Origin of the sequence: Rhodococcus sp. NPDC056960 (genome assembly GCF_042674125.1) — a bacterium.
Classification (GTDB): Bacteria; Actinomycetota; Actinomycetes; order Mycobacteriales; family Mycobacteriaceae; genus Rhodococcus_F.
In genome coordinates this window covers 277,034-302,776 of sequence record NZ_JBHURF010000011.1, presented here as the reverse complement: position 1 = coordinate 302,776, position 25,743 = coordinate 277,034, and the positions used below count along the sequence as shown (strand labels likewise).

25 protein-coding genes are annotated in these 25,743 nt (G+C 67.6%); 15 read left to right on the top strand and 10 right to left on the bottom strand.

Annotated features, from left to right (window positions below; genetic code table 11):
• Window positions 1-125: 125 nt before the first annotated feature.
• Window positions 126-1,301 (bottom strand): cytochrome P450, encoded by a 1,176-nt coding sequence (locus ACFTWF_RS19880; protein ID WP_378462892.1) that lies wholly within the window; start codon window positions 1,299-1,301, stop codon window positions 126-128.
• A gap of 141 nt (window positions 1,302-1,442) precedes the next feature.
• On the opposite strand from ACFTWF_RS19880, the gene ACFTWF_RS19875 reads away from it, so the two are divergent.
• The 3 genes from ACFTWF_RS19875 (at window position 1,443) to ACFTWF_RS19865 (ending at window position 5,178) form a co-directional block, all read left to right on the top strand.
• A complete protein-coding gene (locus tag ACFTWF_RS19875) occupies window positions 1,443-2,294 on the top strand; it encodes an SDR family oxidoreductase (RefSeq protein ID WP_378462891.1) in 852 nt (283 codons plus the stop codon).
• Entirely contained in the window at window positions 2,291-3,019 is a 729-nt protein-coding gene (locus ACFTWF_RS19870) for an acetoacetate decarboxylase family protein (protein ID WP_378462890.1), read from the top strand. Before ACFTWF_RS19875 ends, ACFTWF_RS19870 begins: the two co-directional genes overlap by 4 nt.
• A 119-nt stretch (window positions 3,020-3,138) precedes the next feature.
• Window positions 3,139-5,178, top strand: a complete 2,040-nt coding sequence (locus ACFTWF_RS19865) for a neutral/alkaline ceramidase (protein ID WP_378462889.1) — start codon at window positions 3,139-3,141, stop codon at window positions 5,176-5,178.
• 4 nt (window positions 5,179-5,182) lie between these two features.
• Here the strand turns inward: ACFTWF_RS19865 and ACFTWF_RS19860 are convergent, their stop codons facing one another.
• Window positions 5,183-6,082, bottom strand: coding sequence for a LysR family transcriptional regulator (locus tag ACFTWF_RS19860; RefSeq protein ID WP_378462888.1), 900 nt, complete (start codon window positions 6,080-6,082; stop codon window positions 5,183-5,185).
• A 110-nt stretch (window positions 6,083-6,192) separates the two neighbouring features.
• Here ACFTWF_RS19860 and ACFTWF_RS19855 point away from each other — a divergent pair, with 110 nt between their 5' ends.
• The 8 genes from ACFTWF_RS19855 to ACFTWF_RS19820 all read left to right on the top strand — a co-directional run bounded on the left by ACFTWF_RS19855 (window position 6,193) and on the right by ACFTWF_RS19820 (window position 14,610).
• Entirely contained in the window at window positions 6,193-7,674 is a 1,482-nt protein-coding gene (locus ACFTWF_RS19855) for an aldehyde dehydrogenase family protein (protein WP_378462887.1), read from the top strand.
• Entirely contained in the window at window positions 7,671-9,389 is a 1,719-nt protein-coding gene (locus tag ACFTWF_RS19850) for a hypothetical protein (RefSeq protein ID WP_378462886.1), read from the top strand. Before ACFTWF_RS19855 ends, ACFTWF_RS19850 begins: the two co-directional genes overlap by 4 nt.
• Window positions 9,389-10,393 carry a membrane dipeptidase gene (locus ACFTWF_RS19845; protein WP_378462885.1) on the top strand — a complete coding sequence of 335 codons (1,005 nt, stop codon included), beginning with the start codon at window positions 9,389-9,391 and terminating at the stop codon, window positions 10,391-10,393. Before ACFTWF_RS19850 ends, ACFTWF_RS19845 begins: the two co-directional genes overlap by 1 nt.
• The gene (locus tag ACFTWF_RS19840) at window positions 10,390-11,124 is read left to right on the top strand and encodes a hypothetical protein (RefSeq protein WP_378462884.1); all 735 of its coding nucleotides are present in this window, start codon (window positions 10,390-10,392) and stop codon (window positions 11,122-11,124) included. The genes ACFTWF_RS19845 and ACFTWF_RS19840 overlap by 4 nt, the downstream gene beginning before the upstream one ends.
• Window positions 11,117-11,521, top strand: a complete 405-nt coding sequence (locus tag ACFTWF_RS19835) for a RidA family protein (protein ID WP_378462883.1) — start codon at window positions 11,117-11,119, stop codon at window positions 11,519-11,521. The genes ACFTWF_RS19840 and ACFTWF_RS19835 overlap by 8 nt, the downstream gene beginning before the upstream one ends.
• A 110-nt stretch (window positions 11,522-11,631) precedes the next feature.
• Window positions 11,632-12,972 (top strand): MFS transporter, encoded by a 1,341-nt coding sequence (locus tag ACFTWF_RS19830; protein ID WP_378462882.1) that lies wholly within the window; start codon window positions 11,632-11,634, stop codon window positions 12,970-12,972.
• A gap of 192 nt (window positions 12,973-13,164) precedes the next feature.
• The gene (locus ACFTWF_RS19825; RefSeq protein ID WP_378462881.1) at window positions 13,165-14,037 is read left to right on the top strand and encodes an amino acid-binding protein; all 873 of its coding nucleotides are present in this window, start codon (window positions 13,165-13,167) and stop codon (window positions 14,035-14,037) included.
• Between the two features lie 81 nt (window positions 14,038-14,118).
• Window positions 14,119-14,610, top strand: coding sequence for a helicase associated domain-containing protein (locus ACFTWF_RS19820; protein ID WP_185729966.1), 492 nt, complete (start codon window positions 14,119-14,121; stop codon window positions 14,608-14,610).
• 14 nt (window positions 14,611-14,624) lie between these two features.
• On the opposite strand, the gene ACFTWF_RS19815 is transcribed toward ACFTWF_RS19820, so the two are convergent.
• From ACFTWF_RS19815 to ACFTWF_RS19805, 3 genes are read right to left on the bottom strand one after another with little or no spacing between them, the layout of a single operon-like run.
• Window positions 14,625-15,530 (bottom strand): dioxygenase, encoded by a 906-nt coding sequence (locus ACFTWF_RS19815; RefSeq protein ID WP_378462880.1) that lies wholly within the window; start codon window positions 15,528-15,530, stop codon window positions 14,625-14,627.
• Between the two features lie 14 nt (window positions 15,531-15,544).
• Window positions 15,545-16,609, bottom strand: a complete 1,065-nt coding sequence (locus tag ACFTWF_RS19810; protein ID WP_378462879.1) for a maleylacetate reductase — start codon at window positions 16,607-16,609, stop codon at window positions 15,545-15,547.
• Between the two features lie 14 nt (window positions 16,610-16,623).
• Entirely contained in the window at window positions 16,624-18,258 is a 1,635-nt protein-coding gene (locus tag ACFTWF_RS19805; protein WP_378462878.1) for a bifunctional 3-(3-hydroxy-phenyl)propionate/3-hydroxycinnamic acid hydroxylase, read from the bottom strand.
• A gap of 151 nt (window positions 18,259-18,409) precedes the next feature.
• On the opposite strand from ACFTWF_RS19805, the gene ACFTWF_RS19800 reads away from it, so the two are divergent.
• Both ACFTWF_RS19800 and ACFTWF_RS19795 read left to right on the top strand, forming a co-directional pair.
• A complete protein-coding gene (locus ACFTWF_RS19800) occupies window positions 18,410-19,075 on the top strand; it encodes a TetR/AcrR family transcriptional regulator (RefSeq protein ID WP_378462877.1) in 666 nt (221 codons plus the stop codon).
• 61 nt (window positions 19,076-19,136) lie between these two features.
• Window positions 19,137-19,661, top strand: coding sequence for a hypothetical protein (locus tag ACFTWF_RS19795; protein ID WP_378462876.1), 525 nt, complete (start codon window positions 19,137-19,139; stop codon window positions 19,659-19,661).
• 51 nt (window positions 19,662-19,712) lie between these two features.
• Here the strand turns inward: ACFTWF_RS19795 and ACFTWF_RS19790 are convergent, their stop codons facing one another.
• The gene (locus ACFTWF_RS19790) at window positions 19,713-20,912 is read right to left on the bottom strand and encodes an MFS transporter (RefSeq protein ID WP_378462875.1); all 1,200 of its coding nucleotides are present in this window, start codon (window positions 20,910-20,912) and stop codon (window positions 19,713-19,715) included.
• 154 nt (window positions 20,913-21,066) lie between these two features.
• Here ACFTWF_RS19790 and ACFTWF_RS19785 point away from each other — a divergent pair, with 154 nt between their 5' ends.
• Window positions 21,067-21,510: a MarR family winged helix-turn-helix transcriptional regulator gene (locus ACFTWF_RS19785; RefSeq protein ID WP_378462874.1), complete on the top strand. Its 444-nt coding sequence runs from the start codon at window positions 21,067-21,069 to the stop codon at window positions 21,508-21,510.
• 46 nt (window positions 21,511-21,556) lie between these two features.
• Here the strand turns inward: ACFTWF_RS19785 and thpD are convergent, their stop codons facing one another.
• The 4 genes from thpD to ACFTWF_RS19765 are packed head-to-tail and all read right to left on the bottom strand — an operon-like array spanning window position 21,557 to window position 24,687.
• Entirely contained in the window at window positions 21,557-22,471 is a 915-nt protein-coding gene (gene thpD, locus ACFTWF_RS19780; protein ID WP_378462873.1) for an ectoine hydroxylase, read from the bottom strand.
• 36 nt (window positions 22,472-22,507) lie between these two features.
• Window positions 22,508-23,185 (bottom strand): GntR family transcriptional regulator, encoded by a 678-nt coding sequence (locus ACFTWF_RS19775; protein ID WP_378462872.1) that lies wholly within the window; start codon window positions 23,183-23,185, stop codon window positions 22,508-22,510.
• Window positions 23,172-23,912, bottom strand: a complete 741-nt coding sequence (locus ACFTWF_RS19770) for a maleate cis-trans isomerase (protein ID WP_378462871.1) — start codon at window positions 23,910-23,912, stop codon at window positions 23,172-23,174. Before ACFTWF_RS19770 ends, ACFTWF_RS19775 begins: the two co-directional genes overlap by 14 nt.
• A 31-nt stretch (window positions 23,913-23,943) precedes the next feature.
• A complete protein-coding gene (locus ACFTWF_RS19765; RefSeq protein ID WP_378462870.1) occupies window positions 23,944-24,687 on the bottom strand; it encodes an Asp/Glu/hydantoin racemase in 744 nt (247 codons plus the stop codon).
• An 80-nt stretch (window positions 24,688-24,767) separates the two neighbouring features.
• On the opposite strand from ACFTWF_RS19765, the gene ACFTWF_RS19760 reads away from it, so the two are divergent.
• The gene (locus ACFTWF_RS19760; RefSeq protein WP_378462869.1) at window positions 24,768-25,742 is read left to right on the top strand and encodes a D-2-hydroxyacid dehydrogenase; all 975 of its coding nucleotides are present in this window, start codon (window positions 24,768-24,770) and stop codon (window positions 25,740-25,742) included.
• Window position 25,743: the final 1 nt, after the last annotated feature.

Genomic DNA, 25,743 nt, shown 5'->3' with positions numbered 1-25,743 from the left:
ACTCAACGACCGACCCCGCAAAACCCACGACTGGCATACTCCAACCGAGAAGCTCAACGAACTACTTGATGTTGCGATGACCGCATGAATCCGCCCTACCAGAAAGGCGCACGGGCGCGAAGCGCCTACAGCTTCACCGGCATCTCCTCGAGCCCCGACACGAAGTTGGCCGGGCGCAACCGCAGCGGGCCGTCGTCGACGAGCATCATGTCGGGCAGGCGGGACAGGAGTTGCTCGAACATGATCTTCGCTTCGAGCCGGGCGAGTTGGTTGCCGAGGCAGAAGTGGGTGCCGAAACCGAAGGCGACGTGCGGGTTCGGTGACCGTTCGATGTCGAAGACGTCGGGATGCTCGAACACCGCCTCGTCGAAGTTGGCGGATTCGAACAGCAGCATCATCTTCTCGCCCTCGTACAGGTCGGTGCCGAAGAACTCGACGTCGCGGGTGACGGTGCGGCACATGTTCTTGATCGGCGACGACCAGCGGAGCATCTCCTCGACCGCGGTCGGGATGCCGTCGGGGTCGTTCACGAGACGCGCCTGCTGTTCGGGGTGCCGCATCAGCTGTTCCATGCCGCCGCTGAGGACGTGCCGGGTGGTCTCGTCGCCGCCGATGAGGATCAGTAGGGTTTCGCCGACGATGTCTGCGTCGCTCAGCCGGTGTCCGTCGATCTCGCTGTGCACGAGGATGCTGGTGAGGTCGTCCGTCGGGTTCTTGCGCCGCTCCTCGATGGTGCGGAGCGTGAACTCGTTGAACGCCACGTAGGCGTTCGCCTGCGCCAGCAGTTCCTCGTCCGTGGCGTTGCTGCCGAGTGCGTTCATCAGGTCGTCGGACCATTGCAGGAACGTGGCGCGTTCCTCGGGGCGCACGCCGAGCATGTCCCCGACCACCGCCATGGGGAGCGGCGCGGCCAGGTCGCGCACGAAGTCCACGTCGTCCTTGTCGCGCGCGGCGTCGATGAGGTGGTCGCAGATCTCGCGGATCCGGCCGATCTTCGCTTCCGCCTGCTTCCGGGTGAAGCCGGCGTTGACGAGGCGTCGATGCTGCAGGTGTTGCGGGTCGTCCATGTCGATCATCTGCGGCAGCGGGCCCACCCCGGGCCGGATTCCGCCGGCGTTGGAGAACAACTCCGGGTCGCGTTCGGCCGCGAGGACCGCCTCGTACGACGCGGCTCCGAGAATGCCGACGGCGCGATACACCGGCTCGTGGGCGCGCATCCACGCGTAGGCCTGCCGCGGGTCGCCGAGTTCGCCCGAGTAGAACCGTCCGTCGATCAGATCGAATTCCGGCCTGTCCGTCATCGAGACGCTCCTCAGCATTGAATCCGACGAATCCTGCCCCAACAATAGAACGTGTTCTTACTATGACGCAGTGGTATAGCGGGACGATTCGCAGATCTTCGACTCGATAATTGACACGAGTTCTATCACCTGGAGGTGGACGTGGTCACCCACGACGGCAGCAACGGGCTCGCGAAGACATCGGTACTCGTCACCGGCGGCGGCAGTGGCATCGGACTGGGCGTCGCCACCGCCCTCGCCGCCGACGGCGTCCACGTCACGATCTGTGGTCGCAACGCGGAGAAACTGAGACGCGCGGCGGAGCAGATCACCTCCGACCGTCCCGCGGGGACGGTCGACGCGGTCACCGCCGACGTCACGAACGAGGACGACGTCATCCGTGCGGTCGCCGAGGCGAGCGGGCGAACCGGTCGACTCGACGGCGTCGTCACGTGCGCCGGCGGCAACGAAACCGTGGGCCCGGTGACCCAGCTCGACGTCGACGCCTGGCGCAGGACCGTCGACCTCAACGTCACCGGCACCATGCTGACGATCAAGCATTCCGCCCGGGCACTCGTCGCCGGGGGCGGCGGTTCCATCGTCACCATCTCCTCCATCGCGAGCAGCAACACGCACCGCTGGTTCGGCGCATACGGTCCGTCGAAGGCGGGCGTCGACAACCTGACGCGGCTCGCCGCGGACGAACTCGGGGCCAGCAACGTGCGCGTCAACTGCATCCGGCCCGGACTGACCCGCACCGACCTCGTCGCGCTGATCACCGACGGTGGCCCCGTGCTGGACGACTATCTGGCGAACACCCCGATCGCCCGGGTCGGCGAGGTCACCGACATCGCCGCGCTGGCCAAGTTCCTGCTCGGCCCCGAGTCGACGTGGATCACGGGACAGATCATCAACGTCGACGGCGGTCAGATGCTGCGTCGCGGCCCCGACTTCGCATCGATGTTCGAGCCCATGTTCGGCGCCGACGGACTGCGCGGGGTGGTTGCGCCGTGACGTCGCACCAGGTTCTCGGCAAGCAGGTCGACATGCCGGTGGAGATCCGGGCGGCGTCGGCGTTCAGCGCGATGTATTCGGTTCCGACCGCGGCCGCGCAGTCGCTGATCGACTACAGCGGTCTGGAGATCCTGCAGTTCCGGCCGGGACGCGGCGTGTGCGTGCTGGTGTTCGTCGACTACGTGGACGGCGACCTCGGACCGTACAACGAGTTCGGGGTGGCGTTCCTCGTCCGGGACCACCGGGCCGAGGGCGCATCGGTCCCGCAGGACCTGAAGGCGCTGGCCCGGGGCCGGGCGGGGGCGCTGATCCATCAGTTGCCGGTCGACGGCGACTTCACCCTGGCCGCCGGCCGCGGCATCTGGGGTTTCCCGAAGGTCCTCGCCGATTTCGACGTCGCCCACACAGGGTCGGTCAAGCGCGGTTCGGTGAGCCGGGGCGGCCGGCTGATCGCGCAGTTGAGCGTCAAACCGGGCATCCCGGTGCCGGGCTCGGGTGCGAGCACGTCGCTCGCCGCCTACTCACACCTCGACGGACTCACCCGATTCACCACCTGGGACATGGCACCCGGCGGGGTCCGCTCCCGCCCGGGCGGCGCGGAGCTGAAACTGGGCAGCCACCCCATCGCCGACGAATTGCGGTCGCTGGGACTTCCGAGGCGGGCACTCGTCACGTCGTCGATTCCCGATCTGAAGATGACGTTCGGGGACGCGCAGCCCGTCTGACCGCACGTGAGTGCCAATGTGCGCCCTGGCACGCTTTCGCACTCACGTGGGCTACAGTTCTGGACGCTTGACCAATTCGTGGCGACCCGGGGGGCTCGCCGCCGAAAGGACGATCGATAGTGCAGATCAGACGACGCAGCGTGCTCGCGGGGGCAGCCCTGGCCCCGGCTGTCGCCGCCCTCGGTTCGGCGACGGCGACCGCGGACCCCGGCACCGGAAGCGACGGCGAATTCCTGGTCGGCGTCGGCATTTCCGACGCCACCGGTCCGGTCGCCGACGTCGGGATGATGGGGTACTCCAGCTTCGAACAGCGCGCGGAGGGGCTCCATCAGCGCACCCGCGCGCGGGCTTTCGCGTTCGCCGAGCGCGGCGGGCCACAACGCGTGGTGTACGTATGCGTCGACGTCTGCATGATCTTCCAGTCCGTCCACGACGCCGTGCTCGCCCGCCTCGCGCAGCTCCACGGCGACCTGTACACCGAACGCAACGTGATGCTCACGGCCGTGCACTCCCACGCGGCGTGCGGCGGCGCGTCCCACGACTACGCCTACAACCTCGCGGTGCTCGGCCACAATCGTCAGGTGTTCGACGCCGAGGTCGGCGGCATCGTCGAGGCGATCACCGCCGCGCACGACTCCCTCGCACCCGGTTCGCTGTCCTACGGTCGCAGCGAACTCCCCGACGCCAGCGTCAACCGTTCCCGGATCGCGTTCGACCGCAACCCCACCGAGGACAAGGACTACTACCCGCTGGGCATCGACACGTCGATGCGGGTCCTGCGAATCACGCAGGGCAGCAAGGATGTCGGCGCGATCAACTGGTTCCCCACCCACGGTGCGTCGCTCACCGAGGCGAACCATCTGATCTCCGGTGACAACAAGGGCGCGGCCGCGTACTTCTGGGAGCACGACCACGAGGGAGTGCGTTACCTCGACGGCGGCACACCGCAGTTCGTCGCCGCGTTCCCGCAGACGAACACCGGCGACATGTCCCCCAACCTCGACCTACGGCCCGGCCACGGGCCCACCGACGACGAGTTCGAGAACACCCGCATCATCGGACAGCGGCAGGTGGCGGCCGCACGCACCGCATGGGAGTCGGCGTCGGAGACCGTCACCGGCAGCCTGGACAGCCGAATCATGTACCTCGACATGGCGAATCAGGAGGTCGGCGGCGAGTTCACCCCGGACGGCCGCACGTATCGGACGTCGCCCGCCTGTGTCGGTGCCGCCATGAGCGCGGGCAGCACCGAGGACGGTCCGGCCATCCCGATCTTTCCCGAGGGCACCACCAACCCGCTCGTCGACGCGCTCGGCGGGATGGACGCCCCGATCCCGCAGTGGCTGCGGGACGCGCAGGCGCCGAAACTCGTGCTGGTGGCCGTGGGTCTGCTGCCACCGGACGGCTGGGTTCCGCACGTGCTGAAGATTCAGATCATCCGCATCGGCGGACTGTACGTCGTGGGCGGTCCCGCGGAATTCACGATCGTGTCCGGACTGCGGATCCGCCGCACCGTCGCCGCGAGGCTCGGCGTCCCACTGGAGAACGTGATCTTCCAGGGGTACGCCAATTCGTATGCCAGTTACTGCACCACGCCACAGGAATACGACGCGCAGCAGTACGAGGGCGGGTCGACCCTGTTCGGCCGTTACACGCTGCCCGCCTACCAGCAGGGATTCGCGACGCTCGCCGACGCGTTGCGCACCGGCAGCGACGTTCCGCGCGGCCCGGCGCCGCGCGACCTATCCCAGTTCCAGCCGTACTTCGGCCCGGGTGTCGATCACGACGAACCCCCGGTCGGCCGCGGATTCGGCGACACACTCACCCAACCGGCCGCGAAAATACAGCAGGGCCAACAGATCACCGTCGAGTTCGTCACCGGCCACCCGCGTAACAACCCACGTCGCGGGGGAACGTTCTTCGAGATTCAGCGTTTCACAGGTGACCGCTGGGTGCCTCACGCCGACGACGGCGACTGGTCGACCAGGTACCACTGGACGCGCACCGATCCCCACCGGTCGGTCGCGCGCATCACGTGGGACATCCCCGACGGAACGCCCGCCGGGCGATACCGGGTGCAGCACCACGGCGACGGCCGGGACGCGGCCGGAACGATCACCGCCTTCACCGGGACATCGGACGAGTTCGAGGTCGGATAGCGGCCTACCGGTTCTCGTCCGCAAGGTCCAGGGACGAGGCGACGTCGAGGAAATGCCGGATCGCCGGAAGCTGTTGCCTGTCGGCGCGATACGCGACCGACACCGTCGACGCCGCCTGCGGGTCGGACAATGCGACGTACCGCAGGTCGGGAAGATGCAGGGCCCGGAGACTGGCCGGGACGATGGTGACTCCGGTATTGGCGGCGACCAGCCCGAGGAGGGTGGGAAATTGGAGGGCTTCCTGCGCGGCCTCCAACCGGAAACCCGCGTGATGGCACAGCGCCGCGATGTGGTCGTACAGTCGCGACACCTGACCGCGCGGGAAGGTGAGGAACCGTTCGTCGCGCAGTTCCACGAGCCGCACCGACGCGCGGTCGGCGAAGGGATGCGACGAGTGCATCGCCACCAGCAGCGGCTCGCGGGTCAGCGGCCGGACCACGATGCCGTCCGCGCGGTCGACTTCACGGACCAGCCCGATGTCGAGAATGCCGTCGGCGATCGCTGACAGCTGGCGGTCGGTCGTCGACTCGGACAGTTCCACCTGAACCCCGGGCCACTCCTTCTGCAGGGCGAGCACCGTCGCGGGAACGATCCGCAACGCCGCGGAACTGACGAAACCGATCCGCAGCAGTCCCACCTCCCCGTGCGCGACCTGTTCGACGGCGGCGAGCGCGTGATCGGCTTCCGCCAGGACCCGCCTGCCCTCGTCGAGGAGCACCCGGCCCGCGTCGGTCAGTTCGACGCGTCTCGTCGTGCGCTCGAACAAGGTGGTGCGCAGTTCCTTCTCGAATTTGCTGATCTGCTGGCTGAGCGCCGGTTGCGCGATGTGCAGGCGTTCCGCGGCGCGCCTGAAGTTCATCTCCTCGGCCACCGTGACGAAGTATCGAAGCTGCCGCAGTTCCACCCGATTGATACTTGCAACTTATCAGTCGGTTGACAATAGGTACTTCTGCACGGTCCGCGCCGGGCCTAGCGTTGAGGGCACCGAATTACCAGGCCTTCGAGGAGTCAGCAGTGCAGCACCACCTCACCGCACCAGACACGGACAATCGTCTCCGCCACTTGATCGGCGGCGAATGGGTGGACGGCGACGGCCCGGTCACCTCGACGACGAACCCCTACGACGAGACCGTTGTCGCCGAGTACCACCAGGCCGGCACCCGCCTGCTCGACGCGGCGGCGTCCGCGGCGGTGTCGGCGCGCCGCGAGTGGGACGACCGCGGCATCATCGCCCGCGGACTCGTCCTCCGCCGGGCCGCCGAGATCCTGGCCGGGCGTGCCGAGGCGATCGCGACTCTGATGACCCGCGAACAGGGCAAGACACTGCCCGAATCGCGAGCCGAGGTGGGCGCCACCGTCGAGACGCTGTACTACCACGCAGCCCAGGCACGGAACGCCGACGGCGCCACCTTCCCCTCCTCGCATCCCGACGAGGTGATCCGCACGGTCCGCCGACCGCTCGGGGTGGTCGCCGCCATCACGCCGTGGAACTTCCCGCTGCAGATTCCGGCGTGGAAGCTGGCGCCGGCGTTGCTGTGGGGCAACACGGTCGTATGGAAACCTGCCAGCGACACGGTGGCCGTTGCCGCCGCGTTCGCCGAAGTCCTTGCCGCAGCTGGTGTCCCGGCCGGTGTCCTCAACATGATTCTGGGCCCTGGACCGATCGGCGCGGAACTGGTGGCACGGGAGGAGATCTCCGGCGTCACCTTCACCGGCTCGGTTCCGGTGGGCAGGTCGATTCAGGCGGCCGCGGTCCCGCGCGGTGCGAAGGTGCAGATGGAACTCGGCGGGCACAACGCGGCGATCGTCCTCCCCGACGTCGATCCGCGGGACGCGGCAGCCGTGCTGATCGCCGGAGCCATGGGAAGCACCGGCCAGAAGTGCACGGCGACGAGAAGGATCATCGCTGTCGGCGACGCCTACGACGACCTCGTCCCCGAACTCGTCGCGCGCGTCGAGGCATTGGTGGTCGGTGACGGTCTGGCCTCCGAGTCGCAGATCGGCCCGCTCGTCTCCCCTCGCGCGGCGAAGGAAGTGACGGCCGCGATCGAGCAGGCGTTGTCCGAGGGCGCCGAACTGCTGGCGCGTGCACCCCTTCCCACTTCGGGCGCGGCATTCGTCGCCCCGACCCTGCTCGCCGGCACCACAGCGCTGACCATCAGCCGGGAAGAAGTGTTCGGACCGGTGACCACCGTCCTGCGCGCGAAGGACCTCGATGAGGCCATCGACATCGCGAACGCGACACCGTTCGGCCTGACCGCCGCGGTCTTCACCTGCGACGAGCGGGCTGCGCGTCGCTGCATTCGCGACCTCGATGCCGGCCTGATCAAGGTCAACGCGCCCAACACCGGGTCCGAATTGCACGCGCCCTTCGGCGGACTCAAGGATTCTTCCTTCCCGGCACCCCGTGAGCAGAACGCGGCGACGAGCGCCGAGTTCTTCACGTGGAGCAAGATCGCGTACGCCCGCACCGGGACGCCGAGGAGCGAGGCATGAGGCCGACCGCACTGCTCCGCCGGACGCAGACCTCCGCCCGGTCCCCCGAGCAGGTTCTGGACCCGGCCGACATGGGGGCCGCCCGCTACACCCGTCACAGCTTCGCCCGCTCCTTCCTCCGAATTGCCGCCGCCGAGAAATGGCAGGTGGATCGCGAACGGTGGGACGTCGACGCCGACGGCCGCGGCGAGGTCGTGTACCGCGTCGTCATCGGTACGCACGAGGTGAGATTCGTCGTGTTTTCGACGACCCTCGCCGACAGCGATCGCACCGACCGCGTCATCGCCAAGGCCTGGGACGTCACCGGCGCCCTGATCGAGGGTTCGCTCACCGAGAGTCGTTCGAGCGCATTGCGATCGGAGGTACCGCGGCAGGAGGAGGGCCGGGCGGACGACGGCACTCTCATCTGGACGCGAGCGAACCGCAGCGCCCGCTTCTTCGACTACGTCGTCGACCGGTTGGCCTCGGGCGATCAACCGGACATCGCGACGATGGGCGACGCCGCCTACATTCTGCGGAGTACCGCGTTCTACAGCAACGGCAAGTTCGGGCTCGCGGATTTCGATCGGCTCGACGCCGACCATCCCCTGCGACTGCCCTACCGGGCGCACATGCTGACCGCGTGGTTGCTGCGGGAACTCAGTTACGACCTGGTCGAACACTGCGCCCGCGCCCGAAACCCGCTGTCGGCGCGCCTGTCCGGAGATTGGCGACGCTACCTGGGCCTGGGTAATGCAACCGGGCTCGGGATGGTGCCCTACGTCGTCAACCATCCGCAGGTGCTCGACGCCTGGTGCGCCACCCGCGAACTCCCGCTCGCGCACGCACTCGCGCAGACGACCGCGCCCGGCGACCCGCGCATCCGCACCGCGCTCGATCTGCTCGACCGGGCCACGCACTACTTCACCGAACGAGCCGACATGTCGACGGCACCCTTCATCACGTGCGGCGAACTCGCCCCCCAGCTCGACCTGCTTCGGGACACACTGTCCGAGTATGTCGGCGCCGGCACGATCGGCGGCGCGCGCACCACCCACGCCTGGCAGGCGCTGCACGACCGGGCCGCGTCGATCGGGGTGGAGGCCCGCGGTGTGATGGACTCCGTGATCGTCGAGGTGCATCCGGAACTCGACACCGAGGTCGAGGAATTGCTGCGCTGCGACCAGCGGCAGCACGTCGAGCCCGCGCAGACCTGCGGCGAGTTCCGCGCCGACCTCCACAACCGCTACGCGTGGGTGCACCGCTTCGACTTCGACGACCCCGACGAGCAGGCCCACTTCTGGTTCTCGTCCGACAACAACGAAGAGCCGCGCCGCGGACGCCGGGGACTCGATCCCGGTGAGAACGTCGAGCATCCGATCGATGTGGCCCGATCCGTCGCCGCCCTGGCACGCGATCTGGCGTCCGCCCCGGACGACGCCGCCGTCGCCGCGTTTCTCGTCGAGCATCCGCGGCACCGGGGCGTCGTCGCCCGAGTGCAGTCGCTGACCGACGTACCGTACGCGGAGGCGCACGACAACCTGCTCGCCCGGAACTTCCTGCCCCTCAATCTGCAGCGATTCCAACTTGCGATGTACGGGATGGAAAATTACAGCCCGCAATCGACCGACTGGCTCCGGGTGACCCTCTACTCCGGAGCCCCCCGGGTCGACGACGTCGCCGCCGGAGTGGACGACGACTGGATCTTCACCCGCAAGCCGCGAAAGGACGCCTAGTGCACACGCTCACACACTCCGACCTGCTGGTGGTGGACGGACTCCAGATCAACAACTGGGATCGGAAAGTCCTCGAGGAACTGCGCGCCGGTGGCGTCACCGGGGTGAATGCCACGTGCGCGGTGTGGGACGGTCCCGCCGACACGCTCGGCGCCGTCGCACAGTGGTACCAGCTGGCCGCCGACAACGACGACATCGTGACCCTCGCGCAGACGTCGGACGACATTCGCAACGCGAAGCGGGACAACCGAATCGCCGTCCTGCTCGGGTTCCAGAATTCCTCGCCGTTCGGGGACGACTACCGGATGGTGGAGATCTTCCACCGACTGGGCGTTCGTGTGGCCCAGCTCACCTACAACATCCAGAACCTGGCGGGCGGCGCCTGCTACGACAAACACGACTCGGGGCTCACGGCGTTCGGACGCATCCTGATCGCCGAGATGAATCGCGTGGGCATGCTCGTCGACCTCTCCCATGTCGGAAACCGCACCTGCCTGGACGCGATCGACGCCTCCCGGACGCCCGTCGCCATCACCCATTCGAACCCGACCTGGTTCGTCGACAGCCCGCGCAACAAACCGGACGAGGTCATCGACGCACTGGCCGCCCGCGGCGGCGTGATCGGCTGCTGCCTCTACCCCAACGTCCTGGGCGGCGAAACCACCTCCAGTGCGGATTTCGCGGTCATGGTCGCGCGACTCGTCGACCAGATCGGTCCCGACCACGTCGCGATCGGCAGCGACTGCACCCGCAACTGGTCGGAGGACTACGTCGCCTGGTTGCGCAACGGGCGCTGGCGACCGCCTCACCAGAACCCGGTCGAACCCGAATGGCCCATGTGGCCGCACTGGTTCTCGGGTCCGTCCGACTTCCCGGCCCTGACCGAGTGCCTGCAGAAGGTCGGCCTCGACGACGGAACCATCGCGAAGGTGCTCGGCGAGAACTGGCTGCGGATCTTCGACGACGTCTTCCCCGGACTGCACGACACACAGGAACGCCGATGACCGACATGCTCACCCACGAACGCGAGCACGACACCGCCCCTCCGGCCGGAAACCGAATCCGGCTGGCAGTGCGCGAGGTTCGCGAGACCGCGTTCCGCGCCCTGTACGCCGCAGGAGTCGCCCCGGGCGAAGCCGGCGGCGCGGCCGACGTCGTGACTGCAATGCAACTCCACGCCCGAAACGGCATCGACACGCTCCTGGACACGATCGCCGATCTCGATTCGCCTCCCGCCGACGCCACCCTGACCAGGGGACCGGGCGTCGACATCGTCGAGCGCTCTCCGAGGAGTGCCCTGCTGACGGGTCCGCTGGCGGTTGATCTGGCGCTGACGCAGTCGCGTCCGGTTCTCCTGCCCCGGATCGTCGATCACGACGCCGTCGCCTGGTATGCCCTGCACACCGCGTCCGGGTCCGGCGCGCCACTGTGGCTGATCACGCTCGACGACGGCGGACGCCCGGCGCACGCGACGGTCGTGACGGGCGCGGGCGAGATGTACCGCAACGTGTCCCCCGCGGCATTCGGGCCGATCGACGGTGAGTGCGGCGCAGGCACGCTCCTCCGTGCGGCGCCGCTCGCGGCGCACACCACGCGTCCTGTCCACACCGCCGCCGGCCGGGAGACGCGGTATCGCCACGCCGTCTCCTACGGAGTGTTCGTCGACGCCGCGACATGGTCGCGGGCGTACGCACTCGGCAGGCGATTCCTCGTCCCGGAGGCACCTCGTGACTGATCGACGTGAACTCGTCTCCCACCCGGCCGGCACCGAGCGACCGTACGCGCGAGCGGCGGTGTTCGCCGGCACCATCTGGGCCTGCGGCCAGATTCCCACCACGGCGGACGGGCAGACCCCGACCGCGATCGGTGATCAGGTCCGGGTCGCCCTCGACAACCTGGACGCGACCCTCCGGGCATCCGGTGGCCGGCTGCACACGCTCCTGAAGCTCACGGTGTACCTGGCCGACCTCTCCGAGTTCGACGACTACAACGCCGCATATCTCGGCCGCCTGGAAGGCATTGCGCTGCCTCCGCGAACGACCGTGGAGGTCGCACGATTCCGAGGCGACAAGCGGATCGAGATCGACGGAGTCGCGGCCGTCGACCCTCGAATTGATAAGCACAGAGCATGAATTGGTAGGAGATTGGTAATTCCGCGTAGCCGGTTCGCTTCCTACTGTGGCAGCAACCACATCACGTGGGGACCAATCCTCGAGCCCACACCCCCGATGGGATACCTCAGATGAACCTCGACACCACTGTCACCGCCCGATCGGGCGTCACTCTGGACAGCGCAAAACTCAACGGCTTTCATGCCAAACTCGCCCTCTTCTCGTCGGGCGGCCCCTTCCTCGACGGCTACATCCTCAGCATCATCGGCATCGCGATGGTGCAGATCCAGGCGCAGTGGGACATGAGCGCACTGTGGGCCGGCCTGATCGGATCCTCCGCTCTCATCGGGGTCTTCCTCGGTGGTGCCGTGTTCGGTGCGGTGACCGACCGGATCGGCCGCAAGTTGATGTACACCATCGATCTGGTCGTCATCATCGTCTGCTCGGTGCTGCAATTCTTCGCGGCGGACGAGATGCAATTGTTCATACTGCGCTTGATCATCGGCATCGCGGTCGGCGCCGACTATCCGATCGCCACGGCGCTGGTCACGGAATTCGCACCGAAGGCGTGGCGCGCGAAACTCGTCGGCGGCCTGAACGCGATGTGGTTCGTGGGGGCGACCGCCGCCGCGTTCGTCGGATACCTCCTGCTCAGCAATCCCGACGGGTGGAAGTGGATGCTGCTCTCGTCGGCGGTTCCGGCCACCCTGATCGTCGTGGCACGCACGAGCATCCCCGAGTCTCCCCGGTGGCTGCTGAGCAAGGGGCGTTCCGAGGAGGCCCTGGCGGTGCTGCGGAAGACGATCGGGGCGGATGCGACGCTGGACGATCTGCCCGACGAGGAGGGAAGTACGTCCATTCGCGGATTGATGCGCGGTGGATACCTGCAGCGGGTCGTGTTCATTTCGATCTTCTGGACGTGCACGATCGTGACGCTGTTCGCCATCTACGCATTCGGTCCGCAGATCCTCGAACTCTTCAACCTCGGCTCCGGAAATCTGGCCCACATCGGTTACGGCCTCATCAACCTGTTCTTCCTGATCGGCAACGTCGTCGCACTGCTGCTCGTCGATCGGCTCGGGCGGCGCCCGATTCTGATCTGGGGGTTCGTGCTCTCCGGTCTCGGTTTGCTCTTCCTCGCGATCAAACCGGACGCCGGCCTGTGGGTGATCGCCTTCGCGTTCGCAATCTACGCACTGTTCAACGGCGGACCCTCCATCCTCGAATGGATCTACCCCAACGAACTGTTCCCCACCGAGGTGCGGGCGACCGCCGTCGGCCTGTGCACGGGAATCAGCCGGATCGGCGCGGCGATCGGCACGTTCGCCACCCCGTGGGCGTTGTCGACCCTCGGACTGTCCGCCACGATGTACATCGCCGCGGGCATCGCCGGAGTAGGCGCGCTCGTCAGCTTCGTCATGGCCCCGGAGACCCGGGGAACGGATCTGAGCGACGCCGCCTCACTGCGCTGAGCGCACCGAATTCCGCCGCTGCCGCCGGGTCCCGTCCCGGCGGCAGCGGCGTTTCGCTGCCATCGCTCGCACCGGTGTCGCGGTGTCCTCCGCCACATCTGCATTGCAGTCCAACGCATTTCACGGTCTGCCGTCACGCCACCGACCGGGCGACGAAACCACTTCGCAATACGGTGGGATGACAGTGGATGCATGAACGATGCCGTGCGAGAACCCGGAGTTCACGTCAATGCGTGCGAGGCATGCGGCCGACTGCCGCATCCACGCCGCGTCCGCCTGGCGCTGGCGAAGCTGTGCGCCGTGTTTCCCGTCGAACTGTTGCTTCACGCCTTGGTCATTCATGTCCACGCCTCCTATCTGATCACCGTCGCGGTCCTCACCGTCACCACGACCGTGCTGGTGATCTGGGTGGTCGAACCGTCCGCGATGCGGCTCCTCGGCGGGTGGCTGCACGGTCCTCCCGGCGGTAAGCACGGCCGGCTCGCGACCGGCCAGTCGCTCTGGCGTATCCGCGTCCGGGTGAGCGATCGCCCGGGGCAGCTGGAATCGCTGGCCCACAACCTCGCGGAGCTGGACGCGAACATCCTGACCGTGCACGTCCATCACCTCGACGGCGGTTCGCTCGACGAATTGATCGTCGGGGCCCGCAGGGACACGTCACCGGACGCCCTGTCGAAAGCCGTCCGCGCCGGCGGCGGCCACGACGTCGGAATCTGGCCCGCGTCGGCGCTCGCCCTGATCGACGGCCAGACCAAGGCGTTGATGTTGGCGACTCGGGTGGCGGCCGATCCGTCCGAACTTCCGCTGTCCATCGCGGAACTCCTCGGTGCCCAGTACGTCGATTCGCGTGTGAGCGACCCTCCCCCAACGGCGGCACGGGTGGAGATTTCGTCCGGTGAGGGCGAGGTACTGGTGTTCACCCGGTCGGCGGACGAGCCGTTCACGCCCGCCGAGATCGCGCGCGCCCGTCGCCTGGGTGAGCTGGCGCAGAAGATCCAGGGAATTACGCACGCTGTCGGCCCTGCTCGCGCACAATTCGCCACCGACACAACACGACTTCCGTGACAGATCGTCAATCTGTTTGACATACTTGAACTAATGACTATCCAGACAACGATCGACGGCTTTCACAAGGATGCGATCTCGATGCGAGACAACCGGTCCACAGCCTCCGCCCTACAGCTCTACTGCGCTTTTCGGCAGCACCACCCGCGCAGCGTGATCCCCTCCGACTACGTCACCGAGTGCGGATTCCGACTGGGACGGTGGCAGGACCGGCAGCGCGTGGCGCGCATGCTGGGCACCCTGCCGCCCCAACGCATCCAGCAACTCGATGCGATCGGATTTCTCTGGAGCGACGACGCGGTCCCCCTTCCCGCAGTGTCACCGGCCGACGGCAAGCGGCGACGCATGCTCACCGCCATCGCCGCCTACCGCGAAGAGCACGGCAATGCGCTCGTTCCCGCGAACTACGTCACCCCCGACGGTGAACAAGTGGGTCAGTGGCTCTACCGGGCTGTGAAGAAGTGGCGAGCGGATGCGCTGCCGGACGACGAGCGTCGTCCCCTCGCTGTTCTCGGGGTGTCCCCCGGTCCACGACCGCGTGGTCCGCGAACGTCGGCACAGCGCGCCGGATAGGAAGCACCGCCCCGTCAGACGCCGTCGGGTGCCAGGACGATGTCGAAACGCGCCCGCGCCCAGGAACGGTCCCCCAGATCGCGGCCGTCCGGCGTCGGTGTGCCGGGTACTTGCGGCGCGAACTCCGTGATCAGTGAATCCTTGACGCCGAAGACGGAATCGCCGATCTCGATCTGCGGATCGCCGTCGACGAAGATGTGCGTGACGAGGGTGCGCAACCCGCCTGCCGCGACCATGAAATGCAGGTGCGACGCGCGGACCGGGGAACGCCCGGTAGCTTCGAGCATCGTGCCGACCGGCCCGTCGTGCGGGATGGGGTACGGCACCGGCGTCAGGCCCCAGAACCGGTACCGGCCGTTGTCGTCGGCGAACAGGTGCGCTCGTCCGGCAACGCGTTCGTCTCCGTATTGCACGTCGTAGAAACCGTCCTCGTCGCACTCCCACACCTCGATGCGCGCACCCGCCACGGGTTTGCCGTCCGTATCGGTGACGGTGCCTTCGACCCAGCACGGTTGACCGGATGCGCCGCCGGCGATGTCACCGCCGAGCGGGATCTCGGGGGCGTCGTCGAGGAAGAAGGGGCCGAAGACGGTGGCGTCGGTGGCTCCCTTGTAGGCCCGGTTGTTGACGGCGATGGTCTGCATGGAGACACCGAGTACGTCGGAGAGCAGGACGAATTCCTGCCGCCGCGCGTCGGTGATGTGCCCGGCGGCGGTGAGGAACTCGATGGCGGTGTTCCATTCCGCCTCCGTCAGACGGACGTCACGGATGAACGCATGCAGGTGCCGGGTCAGCGACTGCATGAGTTCCTTCAGCCGCGGATCGGGGGTGTGGTCGAACGAGGCGACAACAGTGGCGACGAGTTCGTCCTCGAGCGCACGCTGTTCGGGGCTGATCGGTTCGGCGATTTCGGTCGTCATGGTGGGCATTCCTTTCACAGTGACGGGGTTTCGCCTGCGTGGGCCGCACGCAGGAGTGCGTCGAGGTCGGTGGCCGTCACCGGCCGGGGGTTCGAGTCGGGGACGTACGGCAGGATCAATTCGACGGCCTCGGGAATCTGCGTCTCGTCGAACCCGAAGTCCTTCAGGGCCTGCGGGGCGTCGAGTGTCTCCCGCAGCGCATCCAGTCCAGCGAGGGCGGTGCCGGTGCCGAATGCGGCGGCGATCCTCCGCTCCGCCTCGGGCGCGGCGGGAGCGTTGAAGGCGAGCACGTACGGCAGGACCGTTGCATGGGTTTGGGCGTGAGGCAGGTTGTACGCGCCGCCGAGAACGTGGCAGATCTTGTGATGCAGCCCCGATCCGGCGGAGGCGAACGCGACCGCGGACAGGTACGCGCCGTACAGGGCCTGCTCCCTGCCGGCCAGACCTCGCGGATCGCTCTTCACCGCGGGCAGTCCGGCCGCGAGGGCGTGGATTCCCTCCGCCGCCAATGCGCGGTTGATCGGGTCGGTGTGGGGTGCCCACATCGAGTCGACACAATGCGCCATGCCGTTGAGTCCGGACGCCACCGACAATTCCACCGGCAGCGACAGGGTCAGCTGCGCGTCGTAGATCACGGTGCCGGGCAGCACCCGGTCGTCGACGCCGGTCGTCTTGCGAGCGTCCTCGGTCAGCCCCCACACGTTGGTGGCCTCGGATCCGGCGTAAGTGGTGGGTACCGCGACGATCGGGAGCCCGGTCGTCAGAGCGACGGCCTTGGCCAGCCCCGTCGTCGAACCGCCGCCGATACACACCAGCAGGTCGACCGCGTTCTGCGTCGCCACCGCCCGGGCCGCCTCGGCGTGGGCGATCGGGACGTGCGGGGCCACGTCGTCGTGGAAGACGGCCACGTCGATGCGGCTCGTGACCTCCTCCGCGAGCGAGGATTCGGATCCCGACGCGATGACCATGACCCGTCCGGCACCGAGCCGCGCCACTTCGGCCGCGAGATTGCCGGCCGCACGTCCGGACCCGAACAGCACCCGCTGCCCGAGGGTCACGTGATCGAAATGCATGTTCATGGGGGCAGTTCCCTTCATTGGATCGCGACCGGTGCGCGATCGGTCGCGATGAGGTGCAGTCCGTCGAGAATCGTGTCGAGTGAGGAACGTAATGCTGCCGCATCGGGGGCGGTGGCCGCGACGTAGAAGTCCGGGCGCACGATCACGAAGTCGGCGCCGATGTCGTCGAGCCACCTGGTGTAGGTGCCGTCCACATCGACGACGTCGCAGACCTCACCCGGTGTCCCGATCCGTGCCCACCGTCCGTCCAGTCCGTTCCACAATCGTTGCTGCGCATCGGTGAACACGTCGGAGGCGGACGCGCCTCGACCGATCACCGTCCAGCCGCGGCCCGCGACGTCGTCGAATCGGCCCCGTCGACCGTTCGCCTCCACGACGCCCTGGACGGAGAGCTCCCCGGCATGGGCGGTTCCGGAATGCCACAGCCCCGGCCCGAGCGAGGCGAGGTCGGTGTCGAGCGGGGTGCCGTCGGACGCGGCGAGTTCGGCGATCATCTGCTGATCCCGGGCGACCGCTTCGTCGGCGTCGGCGATGCAGATGATCTTGCCGAGGCGCATCGAGAAGTCGATGTAGTGGCGAACGTGCCCCTTGCGTTCGGTCCCATAGGAATCGAGGACGGCGTCGCCGGATCTGCCCGACAACACGAGGTCCAAGCGCCACGCCAGGGCCACCGAATCCCGGAGACCCGCGCACATGCCCTCCCCCGCGAACGGCGGCATCAGGTGCGCCGCGTCGCCGGCGATCAGGCCCCGGCCGTTGCGCCACGTCTCCGCCCACCGCGCCTGGAATCGGTAGACCGCCGCACGCTCGAGTTCGGCATTGTCCGGCGTGACGCCCCACGGCGCGAGCAGATCCCACGCCGACCGCTCCGACGCGAGATCCCGACAGTCCTCTCCCGGCAGCACCATGTACTCCCAGCGTCGGCGTCCGGGTCCGCCCGGGACGATCGTCGTCGGCCGGACCGGGTCGCACAACTGCCAGTGCGTCGGCCCGAGGTCCAGACCCGCGGGATCCGGCACGATCATGTCGAGGATCAGCCAGTCGAAGAAGAACCCGTGGTCGACGAAGTCCAGGCCGAGCGCCGCACGCACGAAGCTGTTCGCACCGTCAGCGCCGACGACATACTGTGCGCGGATCGTTTCGGTGGCGGAGCCGCCGTCCGTCGCCGTGACCTGTCCGGTCAGTGTGGTGCCTGCCGCATCCTGCTCCAGACCGGTGGCCGTCCAGCCTCGCCGGATCGTCACGCTCGGCAACGTCGCGGCGACGTCACGCAGACGCTTCTCGAGTTCGGGCTGGGAGAACCAGTACCGCGTGCGCCACCCCGATGCCGCGGTGGACTTCCAATCGACTTCGAGGAGTGTGTCGCCCGCGGCGTTGCGCCAGTAGTAGAGGTCGTCGTGATGCTCGACCGCGGGATCGTTGTCCGAGTCGATGCCCAGAATCGAGAGGATGCGGGCGATTTCATGGTCGTACGTGACCGCGCGGGGCTGCTCGTAGGGGGCGGGCCATTTGTCGACGATCGTGACGCGGTGACCGCGCCGGCCGAGAAGCACGGCCAGCAGTGCTCCGACGGGGCCGCAGCCCACCACTGCCACGTCTGCGTCGTACGCGAGGTTCGCCTCGTCGCGAACCGCCTGGGTGTCCGTCATTGCACGTCCTCTTCACGAGTGAGCTGGGTCATAGAGACGACACCATGGTGACACACTCTTCATTATTGAGCAATGCCTCATTTATGACTTACTGCTCACCTGATGTCCGTCCCGGCCCGAGTTCGTGGGGCGATCGCGTAGCGTTTCCGATGTGCCCGCACCGACGAACAGCCCCGCAACGCCTGCTCAGGCGTCTCGTCACCAGCGCAGGCGAGAGAAGACCCGCGCACGACTCCTCGACGCCGCACGCACTCTCGTGGCCGAACGCGGCGTCGACGCGGTGGGCCTGTCGGACATCACCGAAGCCGCCGACCTGGGGGCCGGGACGTTCTACAACTACTTCCATTCGCGGGACGAGATCGTCGAGGCCGTTGCCGAGGAATCGATCGAATCACTCGGCGCCAGAATGGATTCGATGACCGCCGATATGACCGACGCCGCCGAGGTATTTTCCTCGTCACTGCGTCACCTCGTGCGCCACGCGATCAGCGATCCACTGTGGGGATGGTTCGTGGTGCGACTCGGCGTTGCCCACCCGCAGCTGATCGCCATTCTCGGCCCGCGCGCCGCGCGCGACCTGCGCAAGGGTGTCGACAGTGGACGATTCACCATCCCCGACGTGGAGATCGCCACGTCGTGCGTGTTCGGCGCCCTGCTGTCGACGCTGCATCATGTCGTGTCGGCGCACACCCAGGACGGTGCCGACGAAATCTTCGCCCAGACCATGCTGTCCATGGTCGGCGTCCCCCCCGACGAGGCCCGAGACGTCGCCTCCAGGCCACTGCCCCCACTGCCGGATGCGCCGGCCGCTCAGTAGCCCGGGGCGTCCGGGACGTCCGCACCGAGCGCCCCTGCGGTGGTCGGGTAAGTTTCCGCGCATGAATGCCGCATCGTGGGTGACCGTCGGGACTACGGTGCTGGCCGGCGCTGTCGCGGCCGTCGCGTGGCGGAAGGCGAACCGTGCCGATCAGGCGAGGCTCCGGGCGGAGGCCGAGCGGGACGCCGCGCTGGAGCAAGTCGCGGCGCTGACGCAGATGGTCGAAGCCGCCCGGCCGGCCATCCCACCGCACGTCGACTTCGACGTTCTGCGCATCCGCGGTCCGATCGACCGGTTCCGGCTCCGCAACGTGGGAGCCGGAACCGCGACGAACGTGCGGTTCGTGATCGACCCGGCAGAAGAAGAGAACCCGCGCATCCCGACGCCGCAGTGGCATCAGGACGGACCGGTGATCCTCCCGCCGACCGCGTGGGCCGACTTCTCCGCGAGTGCGCTGTCCCCCGTCGCCGGCGTCTGGCGAATGGTGTTCCCGGCATTCGTCACCGTGATCTGCGACGAAGCAGGCACTCCGCGACGCATCGATTTGCCGACGAAGGTCGTCGCCGAAGGCGACGCGACCGGCTGACCTCCGGTCAGTACCCCGGACGCGGTACGGGATTCGGTTGCGCCGGCGTCGTCAGACCGGCACCACCACCGGATCCTCCTCGGTCTGCCGGTCTTTCGACCGTCGGTCGAGCGCGGTAGCGACTACGAGAACACCGAGCGCGGCGGCGGTGAGGGCCGCTCCCATCCAGATCGGGGACGTGAAGCCGAGTCCGGCGGCGATGGTGATGCCGCCGAGCCACGCCCCGAGCGCGTTGCCCACGTTGAAGGCGGCGATGTTCGCGCCGGACGCCATGGTCGGGGCCTGGGCCGCGTAGTTCATGATGCGCATCTGCAGTCCGGGGACGGTCGCGAAACCGAACGCGCCCATGAAGAACAGGGCACCGATCGTCATGGGTTTGCTGCCCGCGGTGAGGGCGAACACGACGAGCACGACGGTAAGCACGGCGAGGATCGTCATCAGAGTGCGGGTGAGCGCCCTGTCCGCGGCCCGTCCCCCGAGGAAGTTGCCGACGAACAGGCCGCCACCGAAGAGCACGAGAAGCCACGGGACGCTGCTGGACGCGAATCCGCCGACCTCGGTGAGGGTGAACGCGATGTAGGTGAAGGCGCCGAACATGCCGCCGAATCCGAGGATCGTGACCGCGATCGAGAACCACACCTGCGGAGACCGGAAGGCCCGCAATTCGTTCCGCAGACCACCGGATTCCGGTGCGTCCTCGGTGCGGGACATCGCCGGCACGAGCGTCGCGATACCGATCAACGCCATGACGCCGATGACGGTGATGGCCCAGAACGTGGACCGCCAGCCGAACTGCTGACCGAGGAACGTGCCGAACGGGACGCCGAGCACGTTGGCGATCGTCAGTCCCGCGAACATCGTCGCGATGGCGCCGGCCCGCTTGCTCGCGGGCACGAGGTCGGCGGCGAGCACCGAGCCGATGCCGAAGAACGCACCGTGGCACAGGGCCGCGAGGACGCGTCCGCCCATCATGACCTCGTAGGTCGGGGCCAGCGCGGACAGCAGGTTGCCGCCGATGAACAGCACCATCAACGCCTCGAGAACACGTTTGCGATCGAAGCGGGTGACCGCCGCGGTGATGACGATCGCCCCGACGGCGACGGAGAGGGCGTAGCCGGAGATGAGGTAGCCGGCCACCGACTCGCTCACCTGGAAATCGGCGGACACCTCCGGCAGCAACCCCATGATGACGAATTCGGTGAGACCGATCCCGAAGCCGCCCATTGCGAGGGCGAGCAGACCCAGTGGCATCGCAGCCACTCCTTTCGTACAGATTGGAAACAAGAGCGCTGGCTCGAATACCGCGTGTGCAGTAATTGCAAGCGCCTCATAAATAGTTGCATACGCCTGCTATGTGCGCAAGCTGGTATTCTGGCTGTGCAGTCGTATTCACGGGAGGTGGCCCATGGCAGTCGCTGACGACGCCGTCGAGATCCGGTCGCAGGGATGGCGCACACTCGCGGCCCTGCACGGACTGCTCGAGGCGGAACTCGAGCGGGCTCTGCAGCGAGGCCACGACCTCTCGGTGGTCGAGTACACGGTGCTCGACGCACTGAGCCGCCAGGACGGCTGGCACATGCGCATGGCCCAGCTGGCCCGCGCGGCGGCACTGAGCAGCAGCGCCACCACCAGGCTGGTGAACCGGCTGGAGAACCGCGGACTGCTCACGCGCATTCTCTGCGACGACGATCGCCGGGGGATCTATACCGAGCTCACACCCGCGGGCCGGGGCGCGTTGGACGAGGCGCGTCCGACCCACGACGCCACCCTGGAAGCGGCGCTCGACCGGGCCGCCGAGATTCCCGAGCTCGCCCATCTCGCCCGCACTCTGCACGAGCTCCCCGCATAGGTGAGTGGCAATGCGTGCCGGAGCACACGTTGCCACTCACCTGGGGTCAGGACAGGGGGGTGAAATCGCGTGACGCGATGTACTCCGGCCGCGGGCGCGGTGCCGCGAACGGCTCGACGAGGGTGTTCTCGACACTGTTGAAGACGAGGAACAGATTCGACCGCGGGTAGGGCGTGATGTTGTTGCCCGACCCGTGCATGACGTTGGAGTCGAACCACAGTGCGGTGCCGGCCGCACCGGTGAACTGGTCGATCCCGAACTCCGCGGCCATCCGGGTCACGTCCTCCCGGCGCGGAACCCCGACCTCCTGCGCGACGAGCGACGACGTGTAGTTGTCGTCCGGGGTGGCGCCGACGCACTGGACGAACCGCGTGTGCGAACCGGGCATGACCATCAACGACCCGTTGAACGGGTAGTTCTCGGTGAGCGTGATCGAGCAGCTGACGGCCCGCGGAACGGGGAGACCGTCCTCGGCGTGCCAGGTCTCGAAGTCCGAGTGCCAATAGAAGCCGGTGCCCTCGAAGCCGGGCATCGAGTTGATCCGGCTCTGGTGGATGTAGACGTCGGAGCCGAGCAGTTGGCGCGCGCGGTCGAGAATCCGGCCGTCGCGGATCAGTTCGGCGACCACGTCGCTGCGCCGGTGCACGTCGAAGACGGACCGGACCTCGTCGGTGCCGCGTTCGGTGATGACGCGTCCGCTGTCGCGCATGGCCGGATCCCGGGACAGCCGGTCGAGTTCCTCCCGGCAGGACATCACCTCGCCCGCGTCCAGCACGTTCTCGAGGATCGTGTAGCCGCGGGATTCGTGTCCGGTGAGGGCCGCCGCATCGAAGGGCCCGTCCGAGGGTCTCCCCCACACGGCCGGTTCGGTCCTGTGGAGCATCGACGGCTCGGCGGCGATCCGAGTCGGGTAGCGATCGTGACGGTTGGTGTCTCCCTGAACCTCAGCTACCTGAGTCATTACCCCTCCTCGACACTTGCCTCTACTGCACTGTTGCTACGGCGACAGTGTCTTCTGATCGGCGCGCAGCCGCTGGACAGCGTCGTCCAGGTGCTCGGCGAGCAGTTTCTGCACCTCTTCAGCTGTACCCGTGCGGATCGCCTCACGCAGTGTCTTGTGTTCCTGCGCCTGCTCCCGGATGTCGTCGTAGGTGGTCTGCAACGCACCCAGGCACATCCGGGTCTCGATCAGCAGCGTCCGCGCCGCGCGAATGAGCCGGGGGCTCTCCGCGCTCTCCACCAGGATCTGGTGGAACTGCTGGTCGGCGTCCGAGACGGCGGCGGCGTCGCCGCGATCGGCAGCGGCCTGCATGACGAGCACGACGGGTTCGAGCGCAATGTACGTCGCTTCCCGCCGCCCGTCGGCGAGGATCATCTCGAGGGCACCGCGCTCGATGACCGACCGGCTGCGGTAGACGTCGACGACGTCGTCGAGGGTCAGCTCCGTCACGAAGATGCCGCGGTGACGGATGCTGTGCAGGATGCCCTCGGATACGAGCCGCTGCATGGCTTCGCGCAGCGGCCCACGCGAGACCTGGAAGTGCGCGGCCAGTTCCGCCTCGCCCAGCTGTGCGCCCGGCTCGAGCGCACCCTTCATGATGGCGACCCGCAGGCGGTCCGCGATGAATTCGGCAGTCGATTGACGACTGACGGGTTCCAGGTCAGTCAGAGCCATGACTGTGGCCTTTCTCGAACAGAATTCCCAACGACGGTTGCACCGCCGTGTGGCCCGCAAGACGCAGGCCTTCCCAGATGGTGACCTGGTTTGCCGTGAGTACCGGCTTGCCGAGGCGCTGCTCGAGAGTACTCAGCGCACCCAGCGTCCTCATCGCAGTGTCGGGGATGAGCAGGGCCTCGGCGTCGGGATGGTCGTTCTCGACGGCGAGTTCCACGACGCGTTCCGGGCTGAGCCGGCCCACCTCGGCGGCGGTGTCGATACCCGCGCTCGACATCGACAGCACCTCGATGCCCGCCGCGGCGAGGAATTCGACGAACAGGGTCGCGACGTCCTCCGGGTAGCTCGCGGCCACGGCCACCCGGGTGATCCCCAGGGCGTGGAGGGCGTTGACGAACGCGAAGCTGGTGCTGGACGTGGGCACACCCGTGGCCGCGGCGAGGGTCTCGGCCTGCTGTTTCGCGCCGTCGGGTCCGTAGACGAAGCTGCCCGACGTGCACGCCCACACGACGGCGTCCGGCTTCTCGTCGGCGAGGAGCGCGGCTCCGCCCGCCAGCTTCTCGGGGCTTCCGAGGTCCAGCAGTTCGGGCACGGCGTGCAGGTCGGTGCCGTAGATGTGCACGACCGGCAGATCCACTCCCAGCATCTCCGCGGCGAAGGGGTAGTCGTCCTCCGCGGCGTGATCGGGGTAGATGAAACCCACAGTGGGGGTCGGCGTGCTGGTCATGCTTTTCCTCTTTCCGTCGTGCGGGTTGCCGTCAGAAGACGTTGCGGAGCCATTTGCCGGGGCCTGTCATGGGCAGCTTCATCCGGCCGAGACAGGCCCAGATCGTGAGCTGGTTGGCCGTGAGGACCGGTTTGCCGAGTTCACGTTCGAGTGGGGCGATCACGTCGTAGGTCGGCAGGTTGGTGCAGCTGACGAAGATCGCCTCCGATCTTGGGTCGTCGGCCGCGATGATCCGCTCGGCGATCGTGCGGTAGTTGACCTTCCAGATGCCGCCGCCCAGGCCGAGGTGGTCGGAGCGCACCACTTCGGCGCCCGCCTCGTCCAGGAACGCGTGCAGTCGTTCGGTCAGCGGGGCGTCGTAGGGCGTGATCACCGACAGCCTGCTCAGCTCGAGGTGCGCGATCGCCTCGACCAGCGCACCGGACGTGGTGACCGCGTGCTGGGCGCCGGCCTCGCAGATCGCGTCGCACAGGGTGCGCTCGTATTCGAGACCCTTGATGAAACTCCCGGACGTGCACAGATAGGCCACGACCTCGGGCTCCACGTGCAGGACGTCGCGAGTGGCGGCCATGAGGTGTCTTCGCTCGGACACGAGTTCGGCCATCTCCAGACTGACGGGCACAGGTTCGTACGGCGTGCGCGCCAGGTGCAGGCTCACCTCCAGGGGAGCCCAACGCCACAACTCTCGTTCGAGCGCCAGGTCGAACGGGGCGATGATGCCGATCCCCCGTTGCGCGATCGGGCCCTCGAATTCGGGAATGTTCAGTTCCAACACCAGGCCTCACCTTCGTTGCGGCCACGCCCGAGCATTATCAGATTGTTGACAATCATACGAGTTACTCATACGGTGTCAACGTGAGTCGGAACCCGATCGTCGCGGTGCTACATGCCCACGTCCTGCCGAGCGACGAACTCATGGCACCGGTCTCGTCCCGTGCCGAAGTTCGCTACACCGACAGGGCGGGATTGAGCACTGCCCTCGACGGCGCGGACGTCCTCTTCCTCTACGACTTCCTCACCGACGCGGTGCCGGGCGCCTGGCACGCGGCCGACTCGCTGCAGTGGCTGCACATCGCCGCGGCCGGTGTCGACCCCGTGATGTTTCCCGAGGCCCGCGACAGCGACGTCACGATCACCAACTCCCGGGGCGTGTTCGACGGGGCGATCGCGGAGTACGTCCTCGCGCAGGTGCTCTCCTTCGCGAAGGATCTGCCCGGTTCGCTCCGCCTGCAGCAGTCCCACACGTGGCAGCACCGGGAGTCCGAGCGGATCGCGGGCCGCACCGCCCTCGTCGTCGGCACCGGACCCATCGGTCGCGCCGTCGCCCGTCTCCTGCGGGCCGCGGGAATGCAGGTCAGCGGCTCGGGTCGGACCGCACGAGAAGCCGACCCCGACTTCGGGACGGTCACCGCAGCGGAGGACCTCCCTTCCGCGCTCGCCGTCGCCGACTACGTGATCGCGGTGGCACCGCTCACCGACCAGACCCGGCACATGTTCCGCGACTCGACGTTCGCCGCGATGAAGCCGGGCGCCCGGTTCGTCAACGTGGGTCGTGGTGAACTCGTCCGCACCGACGACCTCGTGGCCGCCCTGCGAGCGGGGACGATCGCCGGCGCCGCACTCGACGTGTTCGACACCGAACCGCTCGCCGCGGGCCATCCGCTCTGGGACATGCCGAATGTCTCGATCACGCCCCACAATTCGGGAGATTTCGCCGGTTGGCGAGATGCCCTCGTTACCGTGTTCACCGACAATTTCGAACGCTGGACAGCGGGGTACCCGCTGGAGAACGTAGTAGACAAGCACCTCGGGTACGTACCGAGCCGTTGAC

What these genes read in the sequence shown, in the direction of transcription:
- ACFTWF_RS19880 (WP_378462892.1), bottom strand. Translation starts at nt 1,301, where the DNA reads ATGACGGACAGGCCGGAATTCGATCTGATCGACGGACGGTTCTACTCG.
- ACFTWF_RS19850 (WP_378462886.1), top strand. Translation starts at nt 7,671, where the DNA reads ATGAGGCCGACCGCACTGCTCCGCCGGACGCAGACCTCCGCCCGGTCC.
- ACFTWF_RS19840 (WP_378462884.1), top strand. Translation starts at nt 10,390, where the DNA reads ATGACCGACATGCTCACCCACGAACGCGAGCACGACACCGCCCCTCCG.
- ACFTWF_RS19830 (WP_378462882.1), top strand. Translation starts at nt 11,632, where the DNA reads ATGAACCTCGACACCACTGTCACCGCCCGATCGGGCGTCACTCTGGAC.
- ACFTWF_RS19825 (WP_378462881.1), top strand. Translation starts at nt 13,165, where the DNA reads ATGAACGATGCCGTGCGAGAACCCGGAGTTCACGTCAATGCGTGCGAG.
- ACFTWF_RS19820 (WP_185729966.1), top strand. Translation starts at nt 14,119, where the DNA reads ATGCGAGACAACCGGTCCACAGCCTCCGCCCTACAGCTCTACTGCGCT.
- ACFTWF_RS19815 (WP_378462880.1), bottom strand. Translation starts at nt 15,530, where the DNA reads ATGACGACCGAAATCGCCGAACCGATCAGCCCCGAACAGCGTGCGCTC.
- ACFTWF_RS19810 (WP_378462879.1), bottom strand. Translation starts at nt 16,609, where the DNA reads ATGAACATGCATTTCGATCACGTGACCCTCGGGCAGCGGGTGCTGTTC.
- ACFTWF_RS19805 (WP_378462878.1), bottom strand. Translation starts at nt 18,258, where the DNA reads ATGACGGACACCCAGGCGGTTCGCGACGAGGCGAACCTCGCGTACGAC.
- ACFTWF_RS19795 (WP_378462876.1), top strand. Translation starts at nt 19,137, where the DNA reads ATGAATGCCGCATCGTGGGTGACCGTCGGGACTACGGTGCTGGCCGGC.
- ACFTWF_RS19790 (WP_378462875.1), bottom strand. Translation starts at nt 20,912, where the DNA reads ATGCCACTGGGTCTGCTCGCCCTCGCAATGGGCGGCTTCGGGATCGGT.
- ACFTWF_RS19785 (WP_378462874.1), top strand. Translation starts at nt 21,067, where the DNA reads ATGGCAGTCGCTGACGACGCCGTCGAGATCCGGTCGCAGGGATGGCGC.
- thpD (WP_378462873.1), bottom strand. Translation starts at nt 22,471, where the DNA reads ATGACTCAGGTAGCTGAGGTTCAGGGAGACACCAACCGTCACGATCGC.
- ACFTWF_RS19775 (WP_378462872.1), bottom strand. Translation starts at nt 23,185, where the DNA reads ATGGCTCTGACTGACCTGGAACCCGTCAGTCGTCAATCGACTGCCGAA.
- ACFTWF_RS19770 (WP_378462871.1), bottom strand. Translation starts at nt 23,912, where the DNA reads ATGACCAGCACGCCGACCCCCACTGTGGGTTTCATCTACCCCGATCAC.